This is a genomic window from Parvularcula sp. IMCC14364 (assembly GCF_030758415.1).
Classification (GTDB): Bacteria; Pseudomonadota; Alphaproteobacteria; order Caulobacterales; family Parvularculaceae; genus Aquisalinus.
In genome coordinates, this window is record NZ_CP132334.1 from 2,745,018 (window position 1) to 2,763,388 (window position 18,371).

At 53.4% G+C, this 18,371-nt stretch carries 15 protein-coding genes; 12 read left to right on the forward strand and 3 right to left on the reverse strand.

From position 1 onward, the window contains the following. The first annotated feature begins 37 nt into the window (after positions 1–37). From RAL90_RS12780 to RAL90_RS12795, 4 genes are all read left to right on the forward strand, one after another. Positions 38–1,213, forward strand: a complete 1,176-nt coding sequence (locus RAL90_RS12780; RefSeq protein ID WP_306251224.1) for a site-specific DNA-methyltransferase — start codon at positions 38–40, stop codon at positions 1,211–1,213. Positions 1,214–1,244: 31 nt separating this feature from the next. After that, a complete protein-coding gene (locus tag RAL90_RS12785; RefSeq protein WP_306251226.1) occupies positions 1,245–2,768 on the forward strand; it encodes an acyl-CoA carboxylase subunit beta in 1,524 nt (507 codons plus the stop codon). A gap of 123 nt (positions 2,769–2,891) precedes the next feature. Continuing rightward, on the forward strand, positions 2,892–3,314 hold the full coding sequence (locus RAL90_RS12790; protein WP_306251228.1) for a glyoxalase/bleomycin resistance/extradiol dioxygenase family protein: 423 nt from the start codon (positions 2,892–2,894) through the stop codon (positions 3,312–3,314). 84 nt (positions 3,315–3,398) lie between these two features. Continuing rightward, positions 3,399–4,229, forward strand: coding sequence for a hypothetical protein (locus RAL90_RS12795; protein WP_306251230.1), 831 nt, complete (start codon positions 3,399–3,401; stop codon positions 4,227–4,229). A gap of 167 nt (positions 4,230–4,396) precedes the next feature. Here the strand turns inward: RAL90_RS12795 and mutY are convergent, their stop codons facing one another. Then, entirely contained in the window at positions 4,397–5,476 is a 1,080-nt protein-coding gene (gene mutY, locus RAL90_RS12800) for an A/G-specific adenine glycosylase (protein WP_306251232.1), read from the reverse strand. Between the two features lie 63 nt (positions 5,477–5,539). Between mutY and RAL90_RS12805 the strand changes: the two genes are divergently transcribed. Next, a complete protein-coding gene (locus RAL90_RS12805) occupies positions 5,540–6,004 on the forward strand; it encodes a DUF721 domain-containing protein (RefSeq protein WP_306251234.1) in 465 nt (154 codons plus the stop codon). A 91-nt stretch (positions 6,005–6,095) separates the two neighbouring features. On the opposite strand, the gene RAL90_RS12810 is transcribed toward RAL90_RS12805, so the two are convergent. Next, positions 6,096–8,612 (reverse strand): TonB-dependent receptor, encoded by a 2,517-nt coding sequence (locus RAL90_RS12810; protein WP_306251236.1) that lies wholly within the window; start codon positions 8,610–8,612, stop codon positions 6,096–6,098. 142 nt (positions 8,613–8,754) lie between these two features. Between RAL90_RS12810 and RAL90_RS12815 the strand changes: the two genes are divergently transcribed. The 3 genes from RAL90_RS12815 (at position 8,755) to smc (ending at position 14,818) form a co-directional block, all read left to right on the forward strand. Further along, positions 8,755–10,353, forward strand: coding sequence for a tetratricopeptide repeat-containing sulfotransferase family protein (locus tag RAL90_RS12815; protein ID WP_306251237.1), 1,599 nt, complete (start codon positions 8,755–8,757; stop codon positions 10,351–10,353). Positions 10,354–10,453: 100 nt separating this feature from the next. Beyond that, positions 10,454–11,173: a DsbA family protein gene (locus RAL90_RS12820; RefSeq protein WP_306251239.1), complete on the forward strand. Its 720-nt coding sequence runs from the start codon at positions 10,454–10,456 to the stop codon at positions 11,171–11,173. A gap of 174 nt (positions 11,174–11,347) precedes the next feature. After that, positions 11,348–14,818 (forward strand): chromosome segregation protein SMC, encoded by a 3,471-nt coding sequence (smc, locus tag RAL90_RS12825; RefSeq protein WP_306251241.1) that lies wholly within the window; start codon positions 11,348–11,350, stop codon positions 14,816–14,818. A 37-nt stretch (positions 14,819–14,855) separates the two neighbouring features. On the opposite strand, the gene RAL90_RS12830 is transcribed toward smc, so the two are convergent. Further along, entirely contained in the window at positions 14,856–15,920 is a 1,065-nt protein-coding gene (locus RAL90_RS12830; protein WP_306251243.1) for an aldo/keto reductase, read from the reverse strand. A gap of 371 nt (positions 15,921–16,291) precedes the next feature. On the opposite strand from RAL90_RS12830, the gene RAL90_RS12835 reads away from it, so the two are divergent. From RAL90_RS12835 to RAL90_RS12850, 4 genes are all read left to right on the forward strand, one after another. Beyond that, positions 16,292–16,633: an AtpZ/AtpI family protein gene (locus tag RAL90_RS12835; protein ID WP_306251245.1), complete on the forward strand. Its 342-nt coding sequence runs from the start codon at positions 16,292–16,294 to the stop codon at positions 16,631–16,633. A 41-nt stretch (positions 16,634–16,674) separates the two neighbouring features. Then, a complete protein-coding gene (locus RAL90_RS12840; protein WP_306251247.1) occupies positions 16,675–17,484 on the forward strand; it encodes a F0F1 ATP synthase subunit A in 810 nt (269 codons plus the stop codon). 89 nt (positions 17,485–17,573) lie between these two features. Next, a complete protein-coding gene (locus tag RAL90_RS12845; protein WP_306251249.1) occupies positions 17,574–17,798 on the forward strand; it encodes a F0F1 ATP synthase subunit C in 225 nt (74 codons plus the stop codon). Positions 17,799–17,820: 22 nt separating this feature from the next. Further along, positions 17,821–18,363, forward strand: coding sequence for a hypothetical protein (locus RAL90_RS12850; RefSeq protein ID WP_306251251.1), 543 nt, complete (start codon positions 17,821–17,823; stop codon positions 18,361–18,363). The last annotated feature ends 8 nt before the right edge of the window (positions 18,364–18,371 follow it).

An 18,371-nucleotide genomic window follows, 5' to 3' on the forward strand; every position in this document is an offset into this window, starting at 1 on the left:
TATGCTGATCTGACGACAACCTCAGGGACAGACCGGCATGGCAGGACAAAAGAAAAAGATTGCAAAGCTGACGACAAGCCAGCTGGACTGTATTCTGGAAGGGGATTGCATCACCCAGCTGCAAACCCTGCCTGACAACAGCATTGACCTGATCTTTGCTGATCCGCCCTATAATTTACAACTGGGCGGCGACCTGTCCCGTCCCGATAACTCGCGTGTAGATGGCGTGGATGATGACTGGGACCAGTTTGACAGTTTTGCCGCCTATGATGCGTTTACGAATGGCTGGCTGAAAGAAGCACGGCGCGTCCTGAAGCCGGATGGGGCAATCTGGGTAATTGGTTCCTATCATAATATCTTCCGACTTGGAGCTGCTCTACAGGACCTTGGCTTCTGGATGTTGAATGACATTATCTGGCGCAAGACGAATCCTATGCCTAATTTTCGGGGTACCCGATTTACCAATGCACATGAAACATTGATCTGGGCAGCACGTGACCAGAAGTCGAAGCCGGTTTTCAATTACACCGGCCTCAAGACCGGCAATGAGGACCTTCAGATGCGCTCTGACTGGGAATTTCCTCTGTGTACTGGACAGGAGCGCCTGAAGGGTGAGGACGGCAAGAAAGTTCACCCGACACAAAAACCGGAAGCTCTGCTGCATCGCATCCTCAATGCAACGACGAACGCGGGCGATATTATTCTTGACCCGTTCTTTGGCACCGGCACAACAGGCGCAGTGGCAAAAACACTGGGCCGACATTTCATTGGCATTGAGCGGGACCCTGCCTATATTGCGGCAGCCAGGGAACGCCTTGCCAAAACGCGCGTGCTGGATGCAGAAGACCTGAAACCAACCCCCTCACCGCGCAATGCGCCGCGGGTGGCCTTCGGGCAATTGGTTGAAACCGGACTGGTACGGCCCGGTGAGAAACTATATTCCTCAAAACTTAAGCGTTCCGCCAAAATCGCCCGGGTGAAAGCCGACGGCTCCATTGAACTGGATAATAAAGGCAAGAAAGCCGGGCCCGCGCAAGGATCAATCCACAAAATTGGCGCGTTTGCCCAGAATGCGCAGGCATGTAACGGATGGACCTATTGGCATGTGGAAACAGACCAGGGACTGAAACCACTTGATCACTTGCGTGATCGCATTCGCAGTAATCTGAAATCCGGCGACAAGACACGGTTGAAAACTGGCCTGGAGAATTGAAGCCGGGCACAAGGCCGGATAGGCTCTCCCCATGAGTTGGGAAAAAGAACTTGAAGAACTGCAGGCCCGCGCCAAGCTGGCCGAGCAGATGGGTGGTGATGAAAAAGTCACCCGCCAGCACGAGCGCGGCAAACTGGATGCACGACAACGGTTGGCTCACCTGCTTGACAGAGACAGCTTTCGCGAAATTGGCAAAATTGCCGGGCGTGGCACCTATGATGAGAACGGTGACCTGACAGGCTTTGCAGCGTCCAACTTTATCTTTGGTCGGGGACTGATCAATCAAAAACCAGTTGTCGCCAGTGCAGATGACTTCACCGTCCGGGGCGGTGCTGCAGACGCAGCCGTACACAGAAAATTCGTTCAGGCTGAACAGATGGCCTATGAGTTGCGCCTGCCATTAATCAGGATGATTGATGGCACCGGCGGGGGTGGTTCAGTGAAGATGCTCGAGGATATGGGTTTCACCTATGTGCCCTATGTGCCGGGCTGGGAACATGTCATCAAAAACCTGGAAACGGTGCCTGTTGTTTCCCTCGCACTTGGGCCCACAGCCGGTCTTGGTGCAGCGCGGGTTGTAGCCAGCCACTATTCGATCATGGTGCGTGGCCTGTCACAGCTTTTCTCCGCGGGACCTGCAGTGGCCGCATTTCTTGGTGAAGAATTGACCAAGGAAGAATTGGGCGGCTCGCAGATCCACGCCCGCAATGGTGTTGTGGACGAGGAAGCGGAAAGCGAGGCAGAGGCTTTTGCACTGTGCCAGCGTTTCCTGTCTTACCTTCCTGCCTCTCGCCATGAACGCGCAACGCGGCATCAGATTGATGACCCCACGACACGTAAAGACGAAAGCCTGATCAGCGCTGTCCCCCGAGACCCTCGGCAGGCTTATAATATGCGGCGTATTCTGAGCAGTATTTTTGACAAGGACAGCGTATTTGAAATGGGCCGGCGTTGGGGCCGCGCAAGCATTACAGCTTTTGCCCGGCTGGACGGCTGGCCTGTCGCCGTCCTTGCCAATGACCCGACTTATCTTGGCGGCTCATGGACCGCCAAGACTTCAGAGAAAGTAGAACGCTTTGTCAAACTGGCTGAGCTGTTCCGGCTACCGGTCGTCAATCTGGTCGACAATCCCGGCTTCATGATCGGCCTCGAGGCGGAACAGAACGCATTGATCCGGTATGGCGTACAGGCCATGAATGCGATTTACAAAACGACCATTCCCTGGGCGACCGTCATTACCCGGAAAGCTTATGGCATTGCCGGTTCTGCCATGTCAGACCATACACGATTCCAGTACCGGTTTGCCTGGCCATCGGGTGACTGGGGTTCCCTGCCCCTCGATGGCGGCATTGAAGTTGCCTACAAGTCAGAGTTGGAAAAAGCGGATGACCCGGCAGTCGCGCTAAACACTATACGCGACAGACTAAACAAAGTGCGCTCACCCTTCCGTTCCGCTGAGCACTATTCCATTGAAGACATTATTGATCCGCGCGATACTCGCCCGCTATTGTGTGAATTTGCTCATCACGCCCAGCGGATGCTTGACAGCAAGTAAACAAGCTATTGCGTCAAATCCAGGCCTATAGAATGGTCATTCACAAGTTTTTTCATTGACACAGCTTGTTTATTTTTTCTGTATTATCGATAATTCCGGCCAATTGATACAAGGAAGGTTTGCATGAACCACGCACTATATCTTTTTTTCGATGGTGACTGTGAGGCAGCTATTCCTCACTACATTGAAACCCTGGGCGGCGAGATTGCCTTTACCATGCGCAACAGTGATGCGCCTGATCCTTCGCAACGCATGCCGGGTGGTGATGACCTTATCATGCACCTGACAGCACAGGTTGGTGGCATGACAATCATGGCGTCAGACTCACCACCAGATATGTACAGCAAACCACAAGGCTTCCGGGTACAGATTGAACCCCGGTCGCTGGAAGATTTCGACCGCATTTTTGCCACTCTCTCAAAAGATGCACTGGAAATACAGATGCCCCCTGAAGAATCCTTCTGGGCGGAAAGGTTCGCCATGTTCACAGATCGGTTCGGCACCCCGTGGATGCTGAATTATGAAGGCAACAAGAGTCAGCGTTGAACCAGCCTTCGATAACTGAGTTTTACACTGCTACTGGATAAGAATATTGCAACCGCTGTTAAAAATCACTTTAGTGCATCTGCGATGCGTAAAAATCTTTATCTGCATGTCGGCACCCCGAAAACCGGCACCTCGACCATCCAGTGGTTCCTCTATCGTAACCGCGAAGTGCTGGCGAAGCATGGCATCCTTTACCCCGCCCTATCGGACAAGACGCCCGGGCATCATTATATCGCCAATAATTATCGCACGCACCCTCTCGCATGGGTAGAGCCGATTCCGCGCGGCAAGGTCATGCGCAAGATCGGGCGGGCAATGGATGAAGCACCTGACTTGCACAGTCTCTGTCTTTCGTCTGAAGCCTTCTGGGGCTGTCGGAAGAAACTTCGCAAGTTCAGAGAGGATTTCTCCGATTACGACATCAGAGTGATCGTCCTGTTGCGACGGCAAGATGATTTCATGAATGCACTTTATCGGCAGGATGTTAAAGCAGGCGGGTCTACAGGTGCGGCGGATGCTTATATACGGGCGCGATTGAAGCGACTGGACTATCTCGACAAACTGACATTGATGGCAGAAATTTTTGGCCGCGAAAATATTACTGTCATTCCCTTTGAACCGAGCACCTGGCAAAACGGCCTTGAAGATATGTTGCTCAACATAATGAGCATTAAAGACAGTTCAGATTTCAGGATTTTGCGGCAGAAAAATATCTCTCTTTGCAATATCGCAATCCGCTATGCCCTTGATATCTTGCCTGGTGAGAAGTTACCAAAACAGAATTCTCGACCATTATGCGGGCTCTGGAGATATATTCACAGGGCGTCTACGCAAAGCTGGGCAAGGATCATATTATGTCTCCGACAGAGAGGCACGCGTTCATCGATACATACAATGAGCATAATACCGAAATAGCGTCACAGTATTTACGTGACGACAGACCAGACCTGTTTCAGGTTCCATACAAGCCGCACACGAACCTTCGACCGCTCAACCAGTCATTATCCGGAAAAGAATTACGCGAAATTGATAAAGCTATAAAAACCCATATTAAAGGTTAGAAGCTTCCTCGGACACCCCGGTCAACCGCCTGAAGGCAGGAAGATTTTACGGAAAACTGTTGGCAATCCTGCCGTCAAGGGGTCCGCCACCCATTCCCCTTCAAGGTCGAGCTTTGCGTGTGTTGCCACAATCGTTTCCTGCACTTCCAATACCAAATGAAAATGCGTGAAGGTATGTCGCACTACTTTATTCTGGCTCTGCCAGTTCGCCCTGAAGGGCGGCGATGGATCAATCGATTTTTCAGTCCGCCAGTCCGTCGTGGGCGGGGCCAGCATCCCTCCCAACAGACCTTTGGGCGCGCGCCGCACAAGCAGGACATGATTGTCCGACTTGCGACGAATCACAAACGCGGTTCCATGTCTCGTCGGCTTATCTGCTTTCTTCTTTTTTCGGGGCAGATCAGCAGCAATACCGCGCGATTGCGCACCGCAGAACTGGCTTAAAGGACAGAGTGAACAAACTGGTTTGCGCGGTGTGCAGATCGTTGCGCCGACATCCATCAACGCCTGCGCATGATCGCCTGGTCGCTTGACAGGCGTTTCTTGCGCAGCATATGCTCGCAATACTGGCTTGGCATCAGGCAGAGGTGTCTCAACCGCATAAAGCCTTGCCATTACCCGCTCGATATTGCCATCCATCACCGGCGCAGGTTCGTCAAACGAGATCGCCGCTATAGCAGCCGCCGTGTACGGACCGATCCCTGGCAGGGCAAGCAGGCCTTGCGCTGTCTCGGGGAACAGACCGTCATGATCCTGCTGCAAGACTTGCGCACATTTATGCAGATTGTGCGCTCTGGCATAATAGCCAAGCCCCGCCCACTCTGCGAGCACTTCCTCCTGACGTGCTGATGCAAGGTCTGACAGGGTTGGCCACAGGTCGAGAAAGCGCTGATAGCGTGGGGTGACAGTTGCCACCGTCGTCTGCTGCAGCATGATCTCCGATAGCCACACACGATACGGGTCAGGCTGCATGCCTTTCTTGCGATCCGCGGGAGAGATCCGCCACGGCAATTCTCGGGCGTGACGGTCATACCAGCGCAACAACGGCTTTGAGATGCCAAGAGGCGCTGCAATACCTTTTGAATTTTGAACAGAAGCCATGGAAATTTTGATATTTCGATCAGCAAGTGCGAGTATGATCAGGCTTAAAGAGGACACGCCGTTTTGCAAGGGCCGATCAAGACCAAACCGCCGCGCTCCGGCGCACCGCATCTGAGCCGGGAAATGTCGCGCCTGCTGGCGCAGCTCGCCAAAAAGTCAGGTGCCATGGATCCGCGCCTTGCAGCCAACTGGGAGGAGATTGTCGGGCCTGACCTCGCCCGTCTTTGCCGCCCGCTGCAGACCAAAACGCATGGGCGCGCAAAATCGCTGGAAGTAGCCGTCGCCAATGGCGCCGCCGGAATGCAGCTCAATTACAAGCTCAGTATCCTGCAACAGAAGGTCAATGCCTATCTCGGCCCCAATGCCATTGCTCGAGTGACCATCCGTCAAACCGGCAAAGCTGGTCTCGCCCAGAGATCTGCATATTCGGAAGTAGCTGCACCAGCACGGAATCGCGCAGATGAAAATCCTGATGCTGGTGATCTTGAAACCGCTCTCAACCGCATGAAAGCGCTTCTGAAAGAATAGCACAGGCTCTCTTACCAGCATCGAGCATCCATGAAGCAAAAAGGCCCGGAACATATCCGGGCCTTTTTCAAAATTAGATGGGATTTGAAGCTTATTCGCCGCCTACAATATCCCAATTAAGACGAATACCAATTGCACGAGGCGGAGCAACATTGATGCGGAATGTACGAACATTAACATCTCCACCATCAAAATCGCTTACAGTCTGATTAAACAGATCATTGCCTGTTACACCTGTCTCAGCATACTCATCAAAAAGGTTATTGGCGAATAATGTAGCTGACCAATTTCCAGCGTCATAAACAATGGAAGCATTAGCAATGCCAAACCCGTCCAGGACGTAACCATTTCCGCGGCTGTTTGCACGACTGAGAACATCACTTTGGTAAGCGTAGCCGAAGTTCCATGTAAGATCGTTTCCGTTTTCAAGAGACTGATCATAAGATGCGAAAACGGAGAACTGGTCTTCAGGGGCACCCGGCAATCTGTCACCAGACTGACCATCTTCAAAAGCTGTACCAAAGCCAGGAGGTGTGATTGTTCGTACAAGATCAGGCACTGGATCGGTCAACTCGGTTTCAACATGGCTATAGCTACCACGAAGATTAAGTTGATCTGTTGGCCTCCAGTCAGCAGAGAGTTCGAACCCTTTTGATTCTGCCCCTTCAGCATTCACAATGATGGGGATGTTTGCATTAACGGTAGCGGAACTGACCTGTGGGTCAGTCCACTCGATGAAATATACTGCGCCGTTTAGGGTCAGGGCACCATCAGCGAGTGTCGACTTTATACCTAACTCATAATTGGTTGTCTGGTCCGGCCCGTATTGCGTTTCATCGCGATTGGAAACATTGCCTGGACCGCCTGGGAAAAACTCCTGTCCGGGCAAGAGCGCGCAAGCTCCCTGGTTATTCGGTGTGTTGGGGTCGAAATCAGGACACGTACCAACACCGTTGGAGTTACCAATACGATACCCCTCGCTGACAGTGGCATAGACAAGCACATCATCATTAACGTCATAAGACGTATTGAACTTGTACAGTGTACCGCTATCTGACTGGCCGCCGGAAGATGCAAATGGGTCGCCTGGAAGCTGACTCTCAATTTCACTCAAGCTGCGCGCAGTGAAGCCCGCATCAAAAAGAGGGAAATCGACCCGGTCAAATGTTACCAACTCGTAGTCGTAATAGCGCCCACCTACCGTCACCGTCCAGCGGTCGGTAATGTCATAACCTATCTCACCGAAGAAAGCCGTTTCTTCAAGCTCTGTTACGCCTTGAGAGAAGTACTCAAGATCATCAGGGCGATCTACCAAAAATCCGAAACCTAACGTATTGATCGCATAAGTATCATAGCCGGGGGTGAACTCTGAAGAAGACCCTACCGATTCGAAGTCATTATAAAATCCACCAACAATCCAGTTGAACCGGCTATCAGTAGTAGAAACCAGACGAATTTCCTGGTTGAAACGCTCTTCCTCACCTACTTCACGTGTAAACGAGGTGAAAGAGGGGAAAAGCTCATAAGAGTATTCCAAGGTAATCAAAAGATCGGTCTGATCGCGTTGACCATCATCCTCAAACTTGCTGAAGCCTGTCGCAGACGTCAGTTCTGCAAACCCGAGATCAGCAACAACTTCCAAAGCGAGAAGCTCGTTAGTGATTTCATTAGGCTCTGGCACGCGCGTCCCGGACTCATAACGACCCGCAGGTACAGTTGAGCGGAAACTGTTAATTGTACGCCCGCCAATATCAGCTTTCTGGTAGTAATAAGTCAGCGTGCCATCCAACCAATCAGTTGGTAGCCAACGCGCGGCAATCCGACCAGAAAGTGTTTCTTCGCTGTCTACATCATTAGCACGGCGAAGATTAGCAGAAACTGCTGCAGGATCTGTGAAGTCAGGATCCGGGTCGGAAACACCAATTTGCTGAACTAGAAATGGCTGGTCGATAAAACCGGAATCATCGCGCATATCCAGCGAGCCACGAATCGCAAATGTATCTGAAAACGTCTTATTAAATGTAAAACCAAAGTCTGTGCTAAGGTCATCTGCTTCTGAATACTGATAGGCTTCTGCGCGAACAGACAGGCTATCTATATCAAAGTCAGGTTTTTTCGGGATGTAGCGGATCGCGCCACCCAAGGTACCCGCGCCGTAAAGTGTGCCCTGCGGTCCGAGCAATACTTCTACACGCTCAAGGTCGTTCAGTTTCAGATCGATAAATAGTGGGATTTCACCGACATATGTCGCAACGGTACCGCCACCGTTATTATTGCCGTCGCCAGAGCCCAGCGGGTCTGCATTGATACCCCGTACGATGATCGGGTTACCCTGACGGCCACCACGGTCAACAATGTTGATGCCGGGTACATAGGCGAGGAAATCATCCAGTTCATCAAAACCCTGTTCCTGGATCTGTTCAGCGCCAACAGCAGCAATATTGATCGGCACATCCTGTATCGTCTCGTCACGCCTTGTCGCTGTAACAATGATCGTATCATCGTCACGCGCAGATGCGCCCGTATCCTGTGCGTAAGCGGTGACAGACAGGGCTGTTGTCGCCATAACAGCGATACTAGCCGAGCCAAGAAGCAGAGATTTTGCCATGTGTTTACCCTCTTTTTAATGTTAACTTTATGTGACGGTAAAGCGCCGATCATGTTAAGCGCAAGTTAACGCTACTGAAACGCGGCCTGATTCGTATATTGCGATGCAAAATTGACACACATTTAGCATAACCATCCATAATATGTCGGAATTTTCCAACCCCCTTAAAAACGCCACACACACTTCTCGGCTTGATGAAGCTGAAATCATGCTCGCGCGACAACGCTATAAAGAAGCGCACACGCTATGCATGGGGGTGCTGAAAGAGGACCCGAACGCATACCGGGCCTTCTACCTCCTTGGGATACTTGCGGCAGATCATGACAATCACACCAAGGCCTGTGAGCTGTTCGACAGGGCACAGAACCAGGCCAGCCCCTCTGCCAGCGCTTTTGCCCAGAAAGCGCGCAGTCTGATTGCCCTTAACCGCCGGGATGCGGCGATAGATACAGCAGCGAAAGCTGCCAGTCTTGAGCCAGAGGATGCTTTCACGCTTGATACGCTCGGGGTTGTTTTCAGTCGTGCCGGGCTTCACGAAAAAGCAGTCACCTTTTATGAAGCAGCAACGCGCAAAGCGCCGGAAACCAGCACGTATTTTTACAATCTCGGGGCCGCCCTCCAGTTTGCAGGCAAAATGGAGGAAGCAAATACGGCATATAGACGCTGTCTTGAATTAACACCTGACGATGCCCGCGCATTGGCGGCCGCGGCGCAGATCACGAAACAAACCAGTGAGCAGAATGACATTCCGGCACTTGAAGCGATGTTTGAGAGTGCCAGTGATGACGCTGATGCAGCGCTGAAACTGGGCCATGCTCTGGCAAAGGCTTATGAAGACATTGGCAACCCCGCGCAGGCTATGACCTGGCTAACCCGCGCCAAGGCAGGCAAAAAGCGACAAATCGCCTATAACACCGCGCGGGACGCCGCGTTGTTTACTGCAGCCAAAAACACCGCAACTGTCAGACATCGGGGCCATGATGATGCCAGTCCGATATTCATCGTCGGCTTGCCGCGCACCGGCACAACTCTGGTTGATCGTATTCTTTCCAGTCACCCGGAAATAGCCTCTGCCGGGGAACTGACTGATTTCTCCCTGTCACTGAAACGAGCGACCGGCACAAAGTCTCGCTATGTGCTGGATACAGAAACGCTGGAAGCCGCCGGCACAGCGGACCTGAGCCTTGTGGGCAAAGACTATATAGCGGCGGCCCGAAAGATCATCCCGGATACGCGTTTCGTTATTGACAAGATGCCGCTGAATTTTCTCTGTGCGGCGCTCATTCACCAGGCCCTGCCGAGCGCCAGAATCATCTGCTTGCGGCGACACCCGGCAGATAGTGTCCTCAGCAATTACCGGCAAATGTTTGCAACCGGCTTTTCCTACTACAACTATTCGTTCGATCTGGCAGACACTGCACAATACTATGTCGCCTTCGATAAACTGATACGTCACTGGCGGGAGCAGCTCCCGGCGACCCATTTTACCGAGGTGAGCTACGAAAATATCGTGGCGGATATTGAAACCGAAGCCCGGCGGCTGATCAACTTCTGCTCTCTGGACTGGGATCCGGCCTGTATTTCCTTCCATGAAAACGCAGCACCGGTCGCAACCGCCAGTTCTGCGCAGGTTCGGCAACCTCTATACGCCAGTTCGGTGGGTCGCTGGCAGCGTTACCGGGACTATATGCAGCCGGCACTTGAGATACTGGAAGGGGCAGGACTCCTGGAGACTTCATGAAACCTCGGATAGTCTGCCCGCCGAGGACGCACTACCTCTTGTCTTTCGGCCCGTGATCAGCAATTTTGCGGGAGAGTTATTCCAAGGACAGGAGCCTATCATGCTTACCTCCAGACTGTTTTTCATCGGCGCGGCTTGCGCGCTTGCTCTTTCTGCTTGCGGTAAATCGAACAGCGGCGCTGATGCGGCAGAAATATCCGACACACAGACAAGCGCCCAGACACAGCCTGTCACATCGAACCCGGCCCCCGGTGACAGCGCGCCAGCCGCCACAGGCGATTCCCTCGCTCTGGCTGAGATGAGCATGGGAGACCCGAACGCGCCGGTCAAAATGGTGGAATATGCCTCCCTCACCTGCCCGCATTGCGCAACATTCCACGCCACGATGTTTCCGCGAGTGAAAGAAGAATATATCGACACCGGCAAGGTGCACTTCACGTTCCGCGAATTCCCGTTGCAACGCCTTGATTATCTTGTATTCGCCCTGTCACGCTGTGCCGCAGAAGGGCGCGGAGCAGATGGTTATTTTGCTATGCTGTCCACTTTGTTCAAAAACCAGAATACCTGGATGAGCAGCAACCGTGACGCAGAGATTCTGAAATATGCCGCGCAGGCCGGACTGAATGAAAGCGCCTTCCGCAGTTGCGTCAGTCGCCCTGAAATCACCGAGAAAGTACAGGCCTCAAGACAGGCCGGCATGGATGCAGGGGTAAACTCTACGCCAAGCTTCGTTCTGAATGGTGAAAAAATGGATCGCTATCGTTCTGTGGATGAGTATTTCGAGATGCTCGACGCAGCAGTCACGGCCGCGAGCAACTAGACTTTTCGCACTATCAGAAGTGTTTTCCACAGAAGGGTGGGCTTGATGAGCCCGCCCCTTTTCTTGCTGACAGGAATCGCGGCAGTTTCTTCTCTTATGGTGGGATTTATCCCGGCCGCCAGCCGGGGTAAGATATTTTGGGGTGAGCATTGATGCTCACTGGAAAGTCGTCGCATGAAGTTTGAAAAATTGCGCCTTGTGGGGTTCAAGTCCTTTGTTGAACCAACTGATTTCGAGATCAGGCCCGGCCTGACTGGTATTGTGGGGCCAAACGGGTGCGGCAAGTCCAACCTTCTGGAAGCGCTGCGCTGGGTCATGGGGGCAACATCTGCCAAGGCCCTGCGGGGCGGCGGCATGGAAGACGTTATCTTTGCAGGCACGACCGACAGGCCGGCCCGTAACTGGGCTGAAGTCATCCTGACAGTGATGAATGACAAGCGCGACCTGCCGGCTGAATATAATGAGCATGAGACGCTGGAAGTCTCACGCCGTATCCTGCGCAAGGAAGAAGGCTCCCAGTCGATCTACAAGATCAACGGTAAGGAAGTGCGAGCACGCGACATCCAGCTGCTGTTCGCTGATGCCTCAACTGGCGCCAATTCTCCCGCACTGGTCCGCCAGGGGCAGATTTCCGAGTTGATCAACGCCAAGCCGCAGAACCGGCGCAAATTGCTTGAAGAGGCGGCTGGCATTACCGGGCTGTACACACGTCGTCATGAAGCGGAGTTGCGGTTGCGGGCCGCCGAGACCAATCTCGACCGTCTGAACGATGTGACCGGTGAACTGGAAACACAACGCTCGACACTGGCGCGACAAGCCCGGCAGGCAACGCGCTATCGTAATCTCTCCGGTGATATTCGCCGTACGGAAGCCTATGTAGCTTACCTGCGCTGGCAGGATGCCACCAGCGCCCTGACAGAAGTTGATGGCAACCTGGCTGAAGTGAATACGCTTGTTGAAGAAGCTGTGCGCGTTTCTGCGACCGCTTCTGCTGCACAGGTAACCGCTCATGAGGTACTGGAGCCTTTGCGACAGAAAGAGGCTGAAACCGGTGCAGCGCTGCATCGCCTGACCGTGGCAATGGAGGGCCTTGATGCTGAACTGGCGCGTGCACAAGGTGAAAGCGAACGCCTGAGTAGTGAAAAAGAGCAGCTTGAACGGGACATCACCCGCGAGAATGATCTGGGTACTGACGCCACACAAGCGCTGGAGCAGCTTGCTTCAGAAGAAGAGCAACTCAAGGCCCGCATGGCAGCAGAGACGGACCGGCTGACACAGGCAGAATCAGCCATGGCAGATGCTGCAGAGCGCCAGAACGAAGCTGAGAAAACCTATGACCGCAACAATCAGGATGCCGCCGAACTGGAAGCGGAGCGCCGGTCATTGGGTAATGCGGTTGCCGCAACGCAGGGCCGTGTTGAAAAACTGAACCGCGAGCATAATCGTCGACTCGAGGAAAAAGAGGGCCTTGAACCAAGCACAGAGCAAAGTCAGAAACTCTCTATCCTGAACAACACAGCGGCTGAAGCGACAGAAAAACTGTCCACAACCGAAGCACATGCCGCCCGCAGCGAAGAAGCTTTGCAGCGTGCCGGAGAGCGCGAGGAATTGGCCCGCGCGCCCATGCAGAAATCTGCCAAAATACTGACGGAATTACAGGCAGAAGCAGAAACCATCGCGCGCTTCCTCGATACGGGCGATGATACAGATCATGCCGCCCTGATTGAAGAAATTGATGTTGAAACGGGATATGAGACAGCGCTAGCTGCCGCCCTTGGAGATGATCTTGACGCAGCACTGACACAGGAAGCCGCAACCTTCTGGTCCTCTGTTGGTGGGGAAGCCTTGATTACAGGACAAATGCCATCTGGCAGCGATCACCTGTCGAACTTCGTCACTGCCCCACCAGCCCTGGCGCGGCGCCTTGCATCAATCGGCGTGGTCGAACGTGAGGAAGGGGACCGTCTGCAAGCAGATCTTTTACCCGGACAACGTCTCGTCTCCCGGGAGGGCGACCTGTGGCGCTGGGATGGCTATGTCCAGCGTGCTGAGGCCAAGACCGCCGCCGCCATAAGGCTTGAGCAACGCAATCGGCTATCTGCTCTCAAGTCTGATATTCACACTGCTGAACAGTCGGCGCAAAAGGCCGAGAGGGAGTTTGAGGAAAGTGTCAGTAATCGCAAAGCCGCACAGGCAGAGCGCGAAACGGCCCGGCAGGAACTGAAAACAGCCCGCCAGCAAAAAGCCGATGCGGACAGAGCGTTATCCGACGCGGAGAAGACATATGAGCGTACCAGCGCCATGCTCCGTGCCGTCTGCGAAACAATTGAACGCCTAGAGGCAGATCGGGCAGAAGCGGTCAGTGAGCTGGCTAGCGCTGAAACGGCATTAGCGAATCTGCCCGATTTAACTGCTTTGCGCGAGACAGTCAGCGCGGCGCGCGAACAACTCACAACGTCCCGCGCGCAGGCCAGCGAGACAAGAGCCGCTTTCAACGACCTGTCCCGCGAAGCAAAGATGCGCGCTGACCGTCTTGCAGAAATTGCCCGGGAGCGCGGCGTCTGGGGCACACGGAATGAAACTGCCAACGCGCGAATTTCTGAGCTGCAGGGGCGGCTTGAAGAAACCGCCAATGCCCTTGCCGCCAGACGGGATGCACCAACACTTATCGAAGAAAAGCGAAAAAGTCTGTTCGAGCAATTGGAAGTCGCAGAATCCCGCCGTCGTCATGCTGCCGATGAACTGGCTTCAGCTCAAACCGCAGCAGCCGAAGCAGATAAGGCCGTTCGCGCAAGTGAGGCTGAAACCAGTGCTGCTCGCGAAGAACGCGCCCGCCTTCAGGCACAGCTTGAAGCAGCGCGCACGCGCGTTGAAGAAGCAGTGGCTCTTGCACGCGAGAATTGTGATGCAGCGCCGGAAGAACTCTTGCAGATTACAGAGCACAAGGAAGGCAAGGACTTGCCGACGCGCGAGGAAGTGGACCGCAAACTTGAGCGCTACAAACGCGAGCGGGAAAATCTTGGCGGCGTCAACTTGCGCGCGGACACTGAAATGGAAGAGATTGACACGCGCCTGACAGAAATTGTCGAGGAGCGTGAGGACTGTGAAGCGGCCATTCGCAAACTGCGTAGTGCCATTGGCAATCTGAACCGCGAAGGGCGCCAGCGCCTGCTTGATGCGTTTGAGACAGTCAACCAGAATTTTCAGCGCCTGTTCACCAAACTGTTCGGGGGCGGATCAGCTGAATTACGTCTGATTGACTCAGAAGACCCGCTGGAAGCCGGGCTTGAAATCTTTGCTTCACCACCTGGCAAGAAGCTGACCTCCATGTCACTCATGTCTGGTGGCGAACAGGCGATGACAGCCACAGCCCTCATCTTCGCTGTGTTCATGTCCAACCCGGCACCTGTCTGTGTGCTCGATGAAGTTGATGCGCCACTTGACGATGCCAATGTGGACCGCTTCTGCCAGATGCTGGATGAAATGTCGCGTGAGACCGAGACCAAGTTCATCACCATCACGCACCACGCCCTGACCATGTCCCGCATGGACCGGCTTTATGGTGTGACGATGATCGAGCGCGGCATCTCGCAACTCGTTTCTGTTGATCTGACGGCTGCAGAACACCTGGTTGCTGCAGAATAAATGCTCGGCAAGGCTTCAACGCCGCTTCACATCCTTCTTAAAAAGGTTGTGGGAACTTCTGGAAGACCGCATCAATGTCTTCCCTGAGACCATCAGTAAGCGGCATGTCAAACGCAGCAATATCCTCTTTCAACTGGACCATGCTGGTGGCACCGATAATGCTGGATGTCACTCCACTGACATTATCGCACCAGATGAGGGCGAGCTGCGCCGGTGTAACGCCATGTTTATCAGCCACTTGACAATATGCCTCAACAGCCTTGTGAGAGGCCTCTCTGTCCCGGAAAAGACGATGTCGCTGATTAGGCCCACCCATAATATCAAGGCGGGAACCTTTTGGCAGTGCCCCGTTGCGATATTTCCCGGTAAGGATACCTGTGGCCAGCGGTGACCATGGCAGATAGGCAATATTTTCCATTGCGCAGTGTTCGACCAGATAGGGCCAGTCCTTGGTCATCAGCAGGTTAAACTCGTTCTGTATGGACACCATCCGCGGCAGGTCATGTCGTTCAGCCAGTTTCAGATATGTGGCGATGCCCCATGTTGTGTCATCTGACAGACCACAATGGCGGACCTTTCCAGCTTTAACACAAGCATCAAGTCCCTGAAGCACATCCAGCATATTGGCTTCTTCCGCAGCAATGTCGACTTGTGCAAAAGACTGGTTATTGGGCCAGTGCTTGCCAAAATGCGGTGTGACACGGCCAGGCCAGTGCAACTGATAAAGATCAATATAATCCGTTTGAAGTCGCTTCAGGGAATCATCCACCGCCTCAATAACAGCGGCGCCAGAAAGAGCGTCCCCATCGCGAACCCAGGGAAAGCCGGGCCCTGCAATCTTTGTCGCCAGCACAATATCCTTGCGCCTGTCAGGATGACGCGACAGCCAGTTGCCGATAATCGCCTCGGTTGTACCATACGTGTCAGCGCTTGGCGGCACCGCGTACATTTCCGCTGTATCAATAAAATTGACACCTTGCTCTAGCGCATAGTCAATTTGCGCATCCGCATCAGATTGCGTGTTCTGCACGCCCCAGGTCATCGACCCGAGACATACGCGGGATACATCCAGACCCGAACTGCCAAGGCGGGAAAATTTCATATCAACACTTTCATGGAATGGCTGTTGTCTTCGAAAATGATGTAACAGCCTCAGAATGAAAATCTAGCAGTTACGGAAAACTGGACTTGTTCCCCGGTCAATATGCGCCAGAAAACCGACAGGGGTCGACAATCAGGCTCGCGCCCCTGATTCAGACAATGTGTCTTATGGTGCAGCGCAACACATGCTGGAGAAAAAATTTACACAAAACCGCAAAAAGATTATTTATTTCAATAGCTTACAATAACGACACAACGCTTGACCTTGCTTCACACCGTCGCTATGTTCCGCCCGATTTTGACGTGGAGGCAAGTCCTCCACTTTTTCATATCTGCGGGAAGTGATCATTTTCGCAACTTCACGAGGCAAGAATGCCTGACAAGGATGAGTTGCCTTCCATTGATGAGTTTGGCGAGCGGCTGAAAAAAGCGCGGCCCTTATCACCGGAAGAGCAGGTACGGGCGCACCTGAATGAAGATCAGGCTACGGCGCTCGGGCGCGGGATGAAAATCGCGTCGGAATTACTGGCGGCAATGCTTGTCGCTGGCGCACTGGGATACGGCGCAGATCAGCTCTTTGGCACCATGCCACTGTTTCTGCTGATCGGTATTTTTCTGGGTTTTGCTACAGGCGTTCGCAACGTCTGGCTGGCACTGGGAATAGACAGGACTGAAACAGCGGAAAGCCTTGATGCGGACCGCAAAGAGGAATAAACGCCAGCGATCAATAGCCTGGCAGCACAACCGGAACTGAAATGACAGCTGACTTTATGATAAAACCATTTGTCGCTTTTGCGGGACCACTCGACCAGTTTGAAATCGTGCCGATCTTCCCTTTCGGGGCGGAGGGTCTTGATCTCGCTTTTACCAATTCTTCCCTGTGGATGATGATTTCCGTGATCGTCGCGTGTCTGTTCATGTTCTACGCGACGCGCTCACCACAGCTTGTACCGGGACGGATGCAGGCCGCTGGCGAAATGCTGTATCAGTTTGTATCTGATATGCTTCGCGGTGTGACCGGCAATGATGGCATGAAGTTTTTTCCGTACATCTTCACATTGTTCCTGTTCATCCTGATGTGTAACATGCTGGGCCTGTGGCCAACGATCCCGGGCCTGCCGCACGCGCTGCACACCTTTACGCCGACCAGCCACATTATTGTCACGCTGGCACTGGCTCTTCTGACAATCAGCATCGTTATCATCACCGGCTTCGCCCAGAACGGCCTTGGGTTCCTGAAACTGTTCGCCCCGTCCGGTGTGCCGCTGCCAATGCTGTTCCTGATCGTACCGATCGAAATTGTTTCCTTCCTGTCACGACCACTGTCACTGGCCATCCGGCTGTTCGCAAACATGTTTGCAGGGCACCTGATCCTGAAACTGTTTGCCGGGTTTGTTGTCAGCCTTGCCGGTGTTGGCGGCATTATCACCGGATTGGCGATTTTCCCGTTGCTCGGTAATGTGGCTATTTTCCTTCTGGAGATACTGGTCGCTTTCCTGCAGGCCTATATCTTTGCCATCCTTTCCTGCATGTATCTGGCAGATGCCCTGCACCCGGATCACTGATTTTGAATTCCCGCGCGGATGGAGAGCCAGCCGCGACAACCGGGAGAACGGCTCACGTAAATTAACTTGAGAGAATACGGAGAATAACAATGGACGTAGAAGCAGCAAAAATGATCGGTGCCGGTATTGCGGCGCTTCCACTGGCAGGTGCTGGTGTTGGCCTTGGCCTCATCTTTGGTAACTTCCTGGCTGGTGCATTCCGCAACCCGTCTGCCGCATCTGCTAATCAGGGCACAATGTTCCTGGCTTTCGCGCTGACAGAATTCACAGGGATTCTGGGCTTCGTTATCGCCATGATCATCCTCTTCAGCTAGACCCGGCCTTTAAGGATATTTCATGCTGATCCTGTCAACAATCGCAGTCGCTGCGGCTGAAACAGCCGAAAGCTCAGGCACTCTGCCGCAATTCAATATGGATACCTATGCCAGTCAGTTGTTCTGGCTGGCGGTATTCTTTGGTGTGATGTTCTGGGCAATGAGCTCGATTTTTCTGCCCAAACTGGGTGGCATAATCGAGGAGCGCCGCAACAGACTGGCTGATGATTACGACAAGGCAGCTGAATTCAAGGCACAGGCCGAAGAGGCCGAGGCTGCTTACTATCAGTCCCTTGCTGATGCCAAAGCCAAGGCTGCCAGCATCGCAACGGAAACGCGCAACCAGCTTGATGAAGAAATCGCTGCCATGCAGGCAGAGACCGAAGAGAAGCTGAATGCACGCCTCGCAGCAGCCGAAGCCAGCATCAGTAATATGCAGGCTGAAGCTGCCGCCAAGGTTCAGGAAGCAGCGGTTGAGACAACGCAGGCGCTGGTCGAAGTGCTGATTAACGAAACGCCGCCAGCGGACAAAGTTTCTGCCGCTATCGCTGCGGTCAACTCATGAGGGCGCCC